This window comes from Clostridium aminobutyricum (assembly GCF_017255415.1).
Taxonomy (GTDB): Bacteria; Bacillota; Clostridia; order Peptostreptococcales; family Anaerovoracaceae; genus Aminipila; species Aminipila aminobutyrica.
On sequence record NZ_JAFJZZ010000002.1, the window covers coordinates 355,411 to 367,865 of the forward strand.

General features: G+C 42.4%; 10 protein-coding genes. 1 reads left to right on the forward strand and 9 read right to left on the reverse strand.

Going from position 1 to position 12,455, the window contains the following annotated elements; genetic code table 11:
- Nucleotides 1-54: 54 nt before the first annotated feature.
- Nucleotides 55-1,221: a cation diffusion facilitator family transporter gene (locus JYB65_RS07920; protein WP_206582109.1), complete on the forward strand. Its 1,167-nt coding sequence runs from the start codon at nt 55-57 to the stop codon at nt 1,219-1,221.
- 136 nt (nt 1,222-1,357) lie between these two features.
- Here the strand turns inward: JYB65_RS07920 and JYB65_RS07925 are convergent, their stop codons facing one another.
- The 9 genes from JYB65_RS07925 to ord all read right to left on the reverse strand — a co-directional run bounded on the left by JYB65_RS07925 (nt 1,358) and on the right by ord (nt 12,396).
- Nucleotides 1,358-3,013 (reverse strand): acetolactate synthase large subunit, encoded by a 1,656-nt coding sequence (locus JYB65_RS07925; RefSeq protein ID WP_206582110.1) that lies wholly within the window; start codon nt 3,011-3,013, stop codon nt 1,358-1,360.
- A 238-nt stretch (nt 3,014-3,251) separates the two neighbouring features.
- On the reverse strand, nt 3,252-3,524 hold the full coding sequence (locus JYB65_RS07930; RefSeq protein WP_206582111.1) for a GIY-YIG nuclease family protein: 273 nt from the start codon (nt 3,522-3,524) through the stop codon (nt 3,252-3,254).
- 293 nt (nt 3,525-3,817) lie between these two features.
- A complete protein-coding gene (orr, locus tag JYB65_RS07935) occupies nt 3,818-4,906 on the reverse strand; it encodes an ornithine racemase Orr (protein ID WP_206582112.1) in 1,089 nt (362 codons plus the stop codon).
- Nucleotides 4,907-4,948: 42 nt separating this feature from the next.
- Nucleotides 4,949-6,661 (reverse strand): GlmL-related ornithine degradation protein, encoded by a 1,713-nt coding sequence (locus tag JYB65_RS07940; RefSeq protein ID WP_342366640.1) that lies wholly within the window; start codon nt 6,659-6,661, stop codon nt 4,949-4,951.
- A 215-nt stretch (nt 6,662-6,876) separates the two neighbouring features.
- The gene (gene oraE, locus JYB65_RS07945; protein ID WP_206582113.1) at nt 6,877-9,081 is read right to left on the reverse strand and encodes a D-ornithine 4,5-aminomutase subunit OraE; all 2,205 of its coding nucleotides are present in this window, start codon (nt 9,079-9,081) and stop codon (nt 6,877-6,879) included.
- 14 nt (nt 9,082-9,095) lie between these two features.
- Nucleotides 9,096-9,461 (reverse strand): ornithine aminomutase subunit alpha, encoded by a 366-nt coding sequence (locus JYB65_RS07950; RefSeq protein ID WP_342366641.1) that lies wholly within the window; start codon nt 9,459-9,461, stop codon nt 9,096-9,098.
- A 19-nt stretch (nt 9,462-9,480) separates the two neighbouring features.
- The gene (gene ortB, locus JYB65_RS07955) at nt 9,481-10,887 is read right to left on the reverse strand and encodes a 2-amino-4-oxopentanoate thiolase subunit OrtB (RefSeq protein ID WP_206582114.1); all 1,407 of its coding nucleotides are present in this window, start codon (nt 10,885-10,887) and stop codon (nt 9,481-9,483) included.
- On the reverse strand, nt 10,887-11,186 hold the full coding sequence (gene ortA / locus JYB65_RS07960) for a 2-amino-4-oxopentanoate thiolase subunit OrtA (protein WP_206582115.1): 300 nt from the start codon (nt 11,184-11,186) through the stop codon (nt 10,887-10,889). Before ortA ends, ortB begins: the two co-directional genes overlap by 1 nt.
- A 151-nt stretch (nt 11,187-11,337) precedes the next feature.
- Nucleotides 11,338-12,396 (reverse strand): 2,4-diaminopentanoate dehydrogenase, encoded by a 1,059-nt coding sequence (ord, locus tag JYB65_RS07965; protein ID WP_206582116.1) that lies wholly within the window; start codon nt 12,394-12,396, stop codon nt 11,338-11,340.
- Nucleotides 12,397-12,455 lie beyond the last annotated feature (59 nt).

Genomic DNA, 12,455 nt, shown 5'->3' on the forward strand with positions numbered 1-12,455 from the left:
ATATTTAGCATACAATTAAAGATAGTATATCATAAAACCAGTAAGGAGAGTACGATGACTCATTTTCTGATTCGAACCTTTATTAAAGATTATAAGAATACTCAGAACCCGGACGTCCGAAAAAAATACGGGCAACTGGCCGGGGTAGTTGGTATTATATCTAATCTGCTCTTATGCAGTACAAAAATTGTCATTGGTATAATCATTCACAGTATTGCCATCATTGCGGACGGCATTAACAACCTCGCAGACGCGGCTTCCTCCATTATTACGCTGATCGGATTCAAAATGGCGGCAAAACCGGAGGATAAAGAACATCCATACGGCCATGCACGAATCGAATATTTATCAGGGCTCTTGATCTCCATCATTATTATCTTTATCGGGTTTCAACTCCTTAAAACTTCTTTTGAAAAGGTATTGCATCCCGAGGTGTTGGAATTCAACCTCACGTCTATCTTAATTCTGGTATTTGCAATCGCTATAAAAGTATGGCAAGCTGCATTCAATATATCAGCAGGCAAGAAAATCAACTCTATTGCACTTATTGCAACCGGAACGGACAGCAGAAATGATGTAATTGCAACCACTGCAGTTCTTGCCGGCATCCTTATTGGAAAGGCCACCAACTTGCATTTGGACGGCATAATGGGATGTGGGGTCGCTTTATTTATCATCTGGTCCGGTATCAAACTGATTCAGGAAACCGCCAGTCCTTTACTTGGAGAAGCACCTGATCCAGCGTTAGTTGAAGCTATTTTCGAGGGCGTAAAAAGCAGGGAAGGCGTTCTCGGCATTCATGATCTCGTCGTGCACAGCTACGGCCCGGGGCGTACCTTTGCCTCCATTCATATTGAGGTGGATGCAGACGGCGATTTGATGGAAATCCACGATATGATTGACAACATCGAAAAGGAGCTTAGTGACGCCCTTCATATACATTTAGTCGCTCATATGGATCCCGTCAAAACCAATGACCCGATCATTGCAGAACTTCACACGGTTATAGAGGCAGCACTCGATTCGTTAGACGGGGTCATAGGAATGCATGATTTAAGAGTTATTCCGGGAACTACCCACACCAATATTATCTTTGACGCCGTGATTTCTTCGGAATGCAAAATAGAAGAATCGGAAATCAAAGGGATTGTTAACCGAAGAATTAAGGAGATCAATCAGACTTACTTTGCCATTATTACGTTTGACAAGGCGTATTCCTAATCAGGTGAGTACCCATTTTCATAGTAAAAGTGTATCGCAAAGGTCCATTTAACAAAGAAAAAGAACAAAAAGGATGCCCGAAGAAAAGTGTTTTGCTTCGCCAGGCATCCTTTTTCTAATTAGAAGGTAAACTCTGTTACTCGATTTCTTTTTCACCTAATTCTCTTAAGTGGTTCGTTAATCTTACATTCTCTTCATAATCCACCGGACAGTCGATGATGCAAGGCACATCTTGCGCAAAGGCGTCTATCAGTGTTGGAATCAAGTCCTCTGCGGACTCGATTCGATATCCTTTTGCACCGAAGCTTTCCGCATACTTTACAAAATCCGGGTTTCCGAAATCCACATAGCAGCTCTTATTATAGGTATCCATCTGTTTCCATTTAATCAGTCCATAACTGCCATCGTTAAAGATAAGGGTAACAAAAGGAGTTCCGATTCGAATTGCCGTTTCAATTTCCTGTGAGTTCATCATAAAACCGCCGTCTCCTGTTATCGCCAGCACTTTCTTGCTTGGATTAATCAGTTTTGCGGCAACAGCACCCGGAACCGCGATACCCATCGTCGCAAATCCGTTGGAAATAATACAAGTATTCGGTTTCTGACAAAGATAATGCCGCGCAATCCACATTTTATGGGCGCCCACATCAGAGATAACAATATCGTCTTGATCGAGAACCTTACGGACATCCAGCAAAATTTTCTGCGGCTTCATCGGAAAACTGCAATCGTCTTTATAGGAATTGTATTCCTCCACCATAGCGGCTTTTACCCTGAGCGCATATTCCGGTTCGTTATTACGATGTACCCGCCTCCTGATTTGGTTCAGTGAATTGACGATGTCCCCTACGACTTCAACCTCCGGCTGATAATATTTATTGATATGGGAAGGGCTTGAATCTACGTGTATAATTCGGTGCTTTCCCTCTTTATTCCACTTGGTTGGTGAATACTCCACGATATCGTAGCCAACTGCTATTACTAAATCGGATTTTTCTAATACTTTATTTGCATAATCTTTCTGCGGAATGCCGATAGTCCACATCGAATACTTATTTTCATAAGAAATGATTCCCTTTGCCATCATGGTATTTAATACCGGTATCTTTAGGGCCTCTGCAAATTTTGTCAGCGCATCATTGCATTTGCCTCTTACTGCACCGCTTCCTACTAAAATGACCGGGGCTTTTGCCGAAAAAATTGCGCCTGCAGCATCTTCAATATTCTCAATATCTGCCAATTCAGGAGACGGATGCTTTTTTTCAAGGGGCTTTTCTTCCCCTACCGGCATAGAGGCAATATTAACCGGCAGATCAATATGGCAGGCTCCCGGTTTATCACTCTCCGCATATTTAAATGCGATTCGCACGATTTCATTTACCGTATCCGGCCGTACAATCTGTTTGCTCCTCTTGGTAATCGGTTCAAATAATTTGCACAAGTCCAAGGACTGATGAGAAGTGATATGCATTCGCTCCGTTCCTACCTGACCTGTTATTGCTACTAACGGTGCCCCGTCTTCATGTGCATCGGCGACTCCCGTAACAAGGTTGGTTGCCCCCGGTCCAAGCGTTGACAGGCAAACGCCGGCTTTTCCTGTCAGTCTTCCATAAACATCGGCCATGAAAGATGCTCCCTGTTCATGTCTTGTCGTAATGAATTTAATGGAGGATTCGTAAAGTGCGTTCATCAATTCGAGATTTTCTTCGCCGGGAATCCCAAAAATATATTCGACACCCTCTTTTTCCAAGCATTTTACTAACATCTCAGCCGTATTTAATTGGTTTGCCATGTAGATTCTCCTTACTATTTATTGAATTCCTTCCTGATCATTTCACAGCGGACATGGCTGTCTGCTTCACCAGTAATTTTATAAATATTTCGCCGATAGCCAAAGTCCTATTCTCTATTCGGCAAAAATGTATTAAAATAAAAAATCGTATACATTCTGTGCTTATATTTCCATTTTATCACGCTATAGGAAAATTTCAACGCCTTTTTCCTGCTATGCAATTTAAATACAATCGGGGTTATTCTTGCTCTCTTTTACTGTTAATCAGGTCCCATTTTTTCTTTCTGGTTAACCTTTTAATGGCGCATTCTCTCTTCAAGGCTTCCGATTTCGTCTCAAATTCTTCGCTGTAGACCAAGTCTACAGGTCTTCTTCCCCGTGTATATTTTGCTGCACTTCCACCGTTTTCTCCATTGTGTGTTTTAAGGCGTTCTTCCAAGTCGGTCGTCCATCCTGTATAGAGTGACTGATCCCTGCATTGAACAATATATACAAAGTTTTTTCTTTCCATAAGTACCCTGCCATCTTTTTATTGTTTCCTATAGGATATACTTATACCCTATATATTTTGATTCATTCTCTAGTTTTGCCACTTTTTTGCCGGTGATCCACTGAAATGATCTACCATTTTTCCTCTTCAGTATTGTAGATTATCATATAGGAATTGCTTTTTCTTGGCAAGCTCCGTCAAGCAAAAAGAATGCCTTTTCAGACATTCTTTTTGCTTTGATGTTTTGATGATTAAGTAGTTCACTTGGTCCGCCATTTTTAACGGACGACAAGTGTAGGAGTAATGAGGTAATATTATGTCAAATAGTGCTTTTCCACATATGGGCTGGTAGCGAGTTTGAGCATGCCACCATATCCTATTTCGAAACGAACGATATCGCCGACTTTATAAGTAGTATTTGAATTGGTTACATCCACTATCAGATGATCCGAACTTGCTCCTAATATCTCCATTTTCTTGTCAAGAGATACCATGCTGTCCGTATCTGTGTCCTGTTTGCCAATTGCTATAATGGCTCTTTTTATGATGCCTCTGTCTTCATAATAGGGTTTCTGTCCAAAAGCGTCCACACCAACTTCCCCAATCGGAAGAGAAGGCTTTTGCTGAAGCTCAATAATCTGTGCTTCCAGAACGATGGCATCTCCTGTCGTCCCCGGCAGTTTTTGCCCGTAAGCCGTGTCATTTCCCAGAAGAAAAGCCTCTCCTAATCTCAGATTATTAATTCCCTTTGGCAATTCGCCTTTTTCGATTAAATATATCGAGCTGGAATTTCCTCCGGATATCATGTTTAAACGAATATCATATTTCTGCTCAATTTCTGAGGCCAATCCGGTCAGGATGGATAAGTTCTCCTTTTTCGGTATGATAGCTCCATAGCACGTCAAATTAGCCCCTAGACCATACAGCTCGATATGCTCCATCTTCATGATCTCATCCATGGTACTGCATATCAGCTCATGATTCTCAAAGAAAATCCCTTCCCGCAAATCGCCAAGGTCTATCATCAATACGATCTTATGGCGCTTTCCTTGTTTGGCCGCTTCTTCGTTTAACAGGCGAATGGTACTGATTTCTGAATTAAAACTGATATCCGCATAGGTTACCACTTTTTCTATTTCTGAAGGCATCGGCAGTCTCAGTAAAACTGTCTTTTTCCCCTGCTCTCTTACAAAATCCGCATAAGACTCCAAGTTTTTTACTCTGGAGTCCGCCATATACCGAACAGTCGGATGCCCTGCTACAAGCTTCACCATTTCTTTATCTGCACAAAGCCCCTTTGTCACAATCATTAATGAACAATTTCCTTGATCTGTAGTTATTTTTGCTACAGCCTCCAGGTTGTTTTTCAGCTTTTTTAAATCAATGACTAATTTCGGATACATTTTTACTCTCCTTTTTTATTATATAGAGTTTGATTAGCAATCTTAGCAATTCTTACGGTACGAACAGTGCGGTCTGGTGCAATATTTGCAATCATGATTGCAATCGCCCATATTTTGTCCGGCTGCCCATCTTCCCTGCACCCCTTCTCCGTTTCTTATTCCAGCTTTTTCATCGTCACCTGCAACTTCTGCAACACTCGTATTCTTCTTGTTTGCTCCGCCTATAGGCTCCTCGTTTTTATATGCACTCATATCGTAGCCGAGAGCTTCACATTCTTCGATATGCTTCTTATATTCTTCTTCTTTTCGTATAGCTTCTTCATTCACCCGGCTGATTTCATCAATATACTTTGTCTGATAAGAGGTGTCCTTTTTCTCAGGGAATTTGAAATTCAAGCTCTTTTCCAGCAGACGGATAGCCGCTTCTTTATACCTCTTTGACAAAACACCAAGGGATGCCATAATATAATCGTTATCGACAAGGATTTGTGCATGCTCGCCGGGAAACAGCATCAGTCCTGTTTCATTATGCTTTGCAATCTCCTGCATGAGCTCCACTCGATGAGGTAATCTTGTCAGTGCCCCTCCGGTCCCCACAATGTATTTTACTTGTGTTAAATCCTTTCCCTCCGCAACAGTGCTTCTTCCTGAAGGTCCATAAACGTACCTTATTTTTCCTGCATGGCGTTCCACCGCTTTTAAAACGGCTTCCTTTGTCAGCCTTTCTACCAGTTTGATTTCATCCTCATTCTTTGGAATAGCGATATAGCTTTCCAGTGTTTTATCAAGGTCAAGCCCCATCTTTTCACATTCTTCCCGAAGTTTCTCTTCTCCAATAGACTCAATGACCTTCATTCTATTGACATAAACACCAAGGTCTCCTTCTACGGTCCTTTTTGCCTTTGGTTCCGGTGAAATCATAATACGTGCAACCTGATCCGATTCTGTTGCTACCGAATGGAGGTCTGTCGTTGCTCCCCCTACGTCAATAACAATTAAATCCCCTATGCATTCATAAAGAAGCTTTGTACATTCCATTACTGCTCCTGGCGTAGGTATAATCGGACCCCTTACCATATCTCGCACATGCTCCATGCCGGGGGCATTGGTAATGTGTTCTTCAAAGGCATCCTGTATAACTTTTCGACAGGGCTCCACATTTAAATCATCAATCTTCGGGTATACATTTTCTACATTGTATAATTTCATGCCGCTTTCTTCATCGAAAATTAGCTTCATTTCTTCTTGGTTTTCACAATTTCCAGCATATATAACTGGCGTTTTTATGCCCATTGAGCGGATCATTTCTGCATTGTCAAGTGCGGTATCCCGCTCACCATAATCCACACCGCCTGCGATAAGGATTAAATTGGGATTAATTTCTTTTATCTTTGCAAGGTCAGTTCTGCGAAGCTTTCCTGCAGTAACATAATGGATAATGCCTCCTGCACCAAGTGCAGCCTCTTTTGCTGCTTTCGCTGTCATATCATAAACTAACCCATGAACTGTCATTTTTAAACCGCCTGCAGCGGATGAAGTAGCAAGCATTTCATCGTACTCCAGACTATCTATATTCATTTTTTTACACATATCATCAATCGCACCTTGAAGACCAATTCTTACGTCTCCATCCAAAACAGAAGTAGGTGCCTGTCCCTGTCCCCAAAATACAGGGTTTTCTGTATTAATACCGGTAAATGCATTGACCACTGTTGTGGTTGAACCGATTTCGGCAACTAAGATTTCTATTTTCATCTTAAACCCCTTTCACCTTTTCAAATGTATATACCAGCAAAGGGTATTTCCTAAAATAGTGTAGCATTCGAATTCTTTTTTTGCCAAAGGCGGGGATTACCCGCCTTTGACTCATTATCTATAAATGAATCAGCAAAATTTATTTATAGTTCTTATGTTAATGACTATTATGTGTAGACTTTTTCCTGTCTTACACAAGGATTATAAATGGTGTTCTATACTCTTCTTCTTTGTCTTTCTTCTGCCAAGAAAGTAGCAACGTCGATACCGTGAGAATCTCTTCCAAAACCTTCATCAATACCTGTCTTACGTGCTTCTTCAGGAATAACCTGTGTACCGCCGGCAGCAATGATAACCTTATCACGGATGCCCTTTTCAATAGCCAGTTCATTGATTCTCTTCATATTCTTATAGTGAACATTATCATGTGAAATGATTGTAGAAGCAAGGATTGCATCTGCATTCAATTCCACTGCTGCATCAACCAGCTTTTCTACTGGAACGGAAGTACCAAGATATTCAACCTGAATGCCCCACTTTTCAATACCGCCGTGCTTAATGTTGATAATTTCACGAAGCCCTACCGAGTGTTCGTCTTCTCCAACTGTACCGCAAACAACCTTTAGCGGATGATCGTTGAATTCTTTGTAAAGAACTTCATCGCTTAGATAGTGTGGTTCCGGTGGAATAACAAGAGTAGCCGGATCAATATCAAAGGCAACCTTGCCCTTCATTTCGATTCGTGTACCTTCTGCTTCTTGAAGAACTTCTTTACTGATTACTTCAGGATTTTCAAGTCCAAGCTTTGTACCAATCTGAAGCGCCGTTGCTTCTGCAACCCGCTTATTTGCAGGAATACACATAGTAAGAAGGATCGTTCCGTCTCCACACCATTCTACTTCCGGCTTGATTGCTTCGCCATCTAGATATTTCTTCACATTTTCAAGTCTTACATTCACGCTATCTGTTTCATCTAATTCGTCGATGAATACAATCTTACTTCTGTCTTCAAAGGTACAGCCGCCGATTAAAGCTGCCGGATTCTTCGGATCGCCGCCATACTGTTCTACGTTATTGTAGCCATAATGAGCAGTTACAGGAGCCATATAGTCTTCTTCTCTTTCGAAAATGTAACCATACCCTACGCCGCCTTCGATTTTTCTTGCGATACCGTCACCGTTTCTTTCAGGATATCTTGCGGAGTCCACAAAGAATCCATCCTGCACTGCCTGGAAGTATCCGCCGACTTCAATGATTTCTTCCATGAACAGGCAAGCTCTTTCCTTCAGCTCTCTAGCCATATCCCGTAATGGACCGTCTTTCTTTAATTCGACCATGTCCATCAGACCATCCAGACCCACTAAAGTCTGTTTTGCATTGTCACAAGCTTCTATGTTGTAGATATGCCAAGGAACGTTTCTTCCTTCATCCGGTGTAATGGTTGACTGAATATCTGCACTTGTAAGCTTTGAAATCAGCATATTTAAAACATGAGTTACTGTTGCTTCTCTTGCAGAAGAACAAATATACTTCGTGTTTTGCTGCGCTCTCATCTTATATCTGCCGCAAATATCCCTTAGTGCAACTGCGTATGGTAAATCCATATATACACAAGGAGCAGGAGTTGCAGTAGGAGGTACTGTTGACAAACTGATTAAATCAGGACTGATACCAACTTTTTCTGAGAACAGGGAGTTAATGGAGTGCTGCACAATCAGCTCGGGCATGATCTTCCAAGCTTCTCTTGCCGTTGCGTTTGCATTGTGTGCCCCATCGATTTGAAGCATGCCTGCCCACGCCATTACTTTCTTGGATTCACAAGCATCTACGAAAGATCTTACGCAGTTAATGTCTCTGTAAAGTACATTGTACTGAGGATCCTGATGGGCACCGTTAATGCCTTCTTCTGCAAACATAACCGCTACGTCAGGACCTGCAACACCGGATACATAAGAATGGTAGTTGATTGGACGACCCACTTCGTCTTCTATAATATCCAGCGCTTTTCTCTGTGCCCGAACCTGCTTTCTGGTAATAGGAACACCGCCGATACCTTGCGGCGTACCTTCCATTAATCCATCAATATGAGACTGGCCCATATGCCGGATAACCATGATATGGTCCGCGCCATGCCAAGCTGCCATTCTCATTCTTCTGATATCATCTTCAAACCGTCCGGAAGCGATTTCCGTTGTAATAACGGGAAGCGGCTGCGGATCAATGTCTCCAAAGAACTTTGCAGGAGGAAGTCCTACGCTGTTCTTTAGCGGTTCGGAGCAATCCTTGTATTCAAAGGGCCCCATTTTAATTCCGGGAGCCGGCTTTCTCCAAGTCCAGCCTCTCCTTCTTGGTTCATATTTGTCAAGGTCCTTCAAGATGCTTCTAACATCTAGTTTTTCATTATGTTTTAGTTCTGTCATCTTTCTGTCCCCCCTTATTTAAACAAAGCTGCCGCTTCGTCCCATCCTTCGCCTTTTCCCAGCATTTCTCCGGCTTCTCGGATGGAAATTCCTTTTTCCTTGGATAACTTATATACGACGTGACCCGTTCCGTGGCCCATCAGACCTCTGTCCATGCAGCCTTCCACAATTTTCTGCGTGTCAAGGGAGGAGATTCCCATTCTTAATAGTACGGCTCTCTCAACAGAAGGTGTGGTATTTTTTTTACCTAATTCCAGAAGCGGTGCAACAACTTGCTCCGTTAGCTCCCAAAAGCGAGCGTAAAGTTCTTCATCAGTAAGATTCGCAATATGTTTACGTCTTTCCTGAAAATCATCTTCTCTTCTCATTCCTGATTTCATCTTGAATCTCCTTTTTATGCTATAGACTGCTGATAACGTTTTTTACATACTCGATGCTGCTTTTCGTTTCTTCCGCAAGGAATGCGATATCTTCTTCCGACGGAGTCTCCACCTTATATGTGTTTATTGCAGTCTTAATCAACGATTTTCTCATATGATCCAAATCCACATCGGTTACCTTTAACAAGGATGGATGGGATGGAAGGATAATATTTTTGCCCGGTATTTCATCCTTTGGATCGCCGAATCGGACTTCAATTCCATTTGCTTTTGCAAAGGATAACTGAGGCTGAACATGCTTTCCGGCACCCGTGTACTCTGTCTCCTGAACGATAATGGTCAGATCCTGATCCAGTTCCTGTGACAGTGCAAAAGCAGCTGCCAGCGCTGTATTACCAGCCGGCCCTTTTTCAAGCCCTTCCAAGGTAGCCAAGCATTCTGTCATGTAGAATACATCCCCTTGGGTGATGGTTACATAACGATCCATGTATCGAAGCGGTCTTGCTGCCGATCTAGGAACATCCGATCTGTCCGGCCAGGAGGAGAATGGTACACCAAATCCGGTGTGTCCTGTTGTAAACGATTTCATATTGAAGGCTTTGTCGGATGCCATATGAAGTCCGGATAAATCAACAGAGGCTCCAATTACGGTCGTATTCTTCGCTCCGGCTTTGATTAAACCTCTGGCTGTACCGGTCAGATTGCCGCCTCCTGCATTGGTGCAAACAACCACATCCGGATCCTTTCCATACTTTTCTCTAAACTGCATGGAAATTTCATAGCCCAGTGTCTCCACACCGGCAATACCGAATGGCGTATATAAAGAAGCATTGAAATACCCTGTTTCTTCAAGTAACAATAAGAACTTGTAGAATAATTCAGGTCCTACGGATAGTTGAACCACTTCCGCACCTAACGCTTCACATTTTCTAGCTTTTTCAACAATTTCAGGCTGCCCTACTCCCTTGGAGTCATAACATTCCTGAACGATAATACACTTCAGCCCTGCGATAGCTGCTTGAGAAGCTACGGCTGCTCCGTAGTTTCCGCTCGTTGCGGAAATAACGCCTTTATAGCCCAGTCTCTTCGCATGATAAACTGCATTGGCAGCTCTTCTTGCCTTAAAGCTTCCGGATGGATTGCACGCTTCATCCTTTATAAGGATTCTGGCGCCCTTCCCTTTCGGTGCACAAGCTCTGGCCAGTGCCGTCAAATTCTTTAATTCTAAGATAGGGGTATTCCCAACGTTTACGCTGTATTGAATGTTCTGCATCTCTTCCAGCGTATACCCGGTTTCTCTCATCATTTTTTCATAGTCAAAAGCAATGGAACCGCTTTCGAACTTGGAGTAATCTATTCCGACTGACTTCAACATGATTTCAGCCTTACGAGCCATAACGGATGCATAATCATTGGCCTTGCTCATTATCGATCACCTCCAAAAACAATATCTCGAACCTGCTTGTCGATTGCTAATAACTCAGGGACGAACGTTCCAAAGTCATGATCATAGTAAGGGTTGACTTCAATTAACGTTCCGGTTTCTTTTCTTCCCGTAACGGTTTCGATCTCAACTTCATCCCCCATCTTTGCATCTGCAAGCAGATACCCTTTCACCCACATTTCCAGCGGACAAAGCTTTGTGTCCTCCGGAACCTGAGGAGCCCTTTCCGAGGGTTCCAATATGTTTTTATGGATTCTAACCCATTCGCCTTTCTTTATCATGTTGCACTCCTTTTTTATTCTCCGTCAGTCTATGTCAGATATGGTTTAGGACACTCCTGTCAAATTCAGAGTGCCCCAATCCATTGTCAATTAAACATTCTATTTTGGTTTTTTATTTCTACAAATTATTATTACACCCATGCCTTGAGCTTTATTTTACAATTTTTGCTTCAGGGTGAATTAAGTCTCTCATATCTCCCATGATAACACGAGGAACTGGCAGATCAATCATCGTATAGAGACCTGGTCTTGCATTGATGATATGAGGGATCATATTTACGCACATAGCGATTGTTCCGATTCCTCCCGGTACTTCCGGTGAATTTACCATATTAATGTTTGGTGTTCCCTTGATGATTACATAGTCACCTGTCTGCACGCCAACCTGCTCTGGTTCGATCTGCTGAGGGTGATCCATTTCGATCTTTAATTCTCCGTCCACATAGCCGTAGCCCTTCATTGCGCATCCTGCAGCATTTCCAGCTTTAGCAAATCCATAAGGAGATTTTCTGTCTACGTCTGTAAGAATTGGTTCCATTGTCTGTGTAATCTTTTCAACCTTCCAACCGATTGCATCTGCGATCATGCTGATGGATTCATGGAAGCCTACGTGACCTGAAAGATGTCCGCTCTTTACACCGTCAATAAATTCCTGTTCTGTAATGCCGATTCCCTGCTCTACCATAACAGCAGGTCCGAAAGGAGATAAGCTGTTTACTCTTCTTGATACGATATGTTCTACTTCTTCACAGCATCCGGTCATTGTCACAACCAGTAAGTCCATGATAAGTCCCGGATTAATACCTGTACCGATGATGGAAACGCCATTTGCCTTTGCAATTTCATCCAGCTGCTTTGCTAATTCTGGCTCCTGTGCCATCGGATAAGCCATTTCTTCTGCGGAAGAAACGACATTGATGCCCTGTTCAAGAACAAACTTAAGTCTGTCAAAAGCAGTTTTAGTAAAAGAATCTGTGCAAGTAAGAACGACGTCGGCAGCACCCTTTTTAATCACGTCTTCCGGTGATCCGATGATAACGTCAGGTCTGTCGCCTCTCTCTGTCTTTATGTAATCATACATAGACTTTCCAATCTTAGAACCTCTGCCTACAGCTCCAACGATGTCAACACCTTTCTTCTTTAGAAGTAAATCAGCCATTCCGCCGCCCATTGCGCCTAGTCCCCAAATAATTACTTTTACATTTTCCATATCATACTCTCCTTTTTTAATAAAATAATTTTTGATAATGAATGGGTACCCTAACAAAG

What these genes read in the sequence shown, in the direction of transcription:
- ortB (WP_206582114.1), bottom strand. Translation starts at nt 10,887, where the DNA reads ATGAGCAAGGCCAATGATTATGCATCCGTTATGGCTCGTAAGGCTGAA.
- oraE (WP_206582113.1), bottom strand. Translation starts at nt 9,081, where the DNA reads ATGACAGAACTAAAACATAATGAAAAACTAGATGTTAGAAGCATCTTG.
- JYB65_RS07920 (WP_206582109.1), top strand. Translation starts at nt 55, where the DNA reads ATGACTCATTTTCTGATTCGAACCTTTATTAAAGATTATAAGAATACT.
- JYB65_RS07940 (WP_342366640.1), bottom strand. Translation starts at nt 6,661, where the DNA reads ATGAAAATAGAAATCTTAGTTGCCGAAATCGGTTCAACCACAACAGTG.
- JYB65_RS07925 (WP_206582110.1), bottom strand. Translation starts at nt 3,013, where the DNA reads ATGGCAAACCAATTAAATACGGCTGAGATGTTAGTAAAATGCTTGGAA.
- orr (WP_206582112.1), bottom strand. Translation starts at nt 4,906, where the DNA reads ATGTATCCGAAATTAGTCATTGATTTAAAAAAGCTGAAAAACAACCTG.
- ord (WP_206582116.1), bottom strand. Translation starts at nt 12,396, where the DNA reads ATGGAAAATGTAAAAGTAATTATTTGGGGACTAGGCGCAATGGGCGGC.
- JYB65_RS07930 (WP_206582111.1), bottom strand. Translation starts at nt 3,524, where the DNA reads ATGGAAAGAAAAAACTTTGTATATATTGTTCAATGCAGGGATCAGTCA.
- JYB65_RS07950 (WP_342366641.1), bottom strand. Translation starts at nt 9,461, where the DNA reads ATGAAATCAGGAATGAGAAGAGAAGATGATTTTCAGGAAAGACGTAAA.
- ortA (WP_206582115.1), bottom strand. Translation starts at nt 11,186, where the DNA reads ATGATAAAGAAAGGCGAATGGGTTAGAATCCATAAAAACATATTGGAA.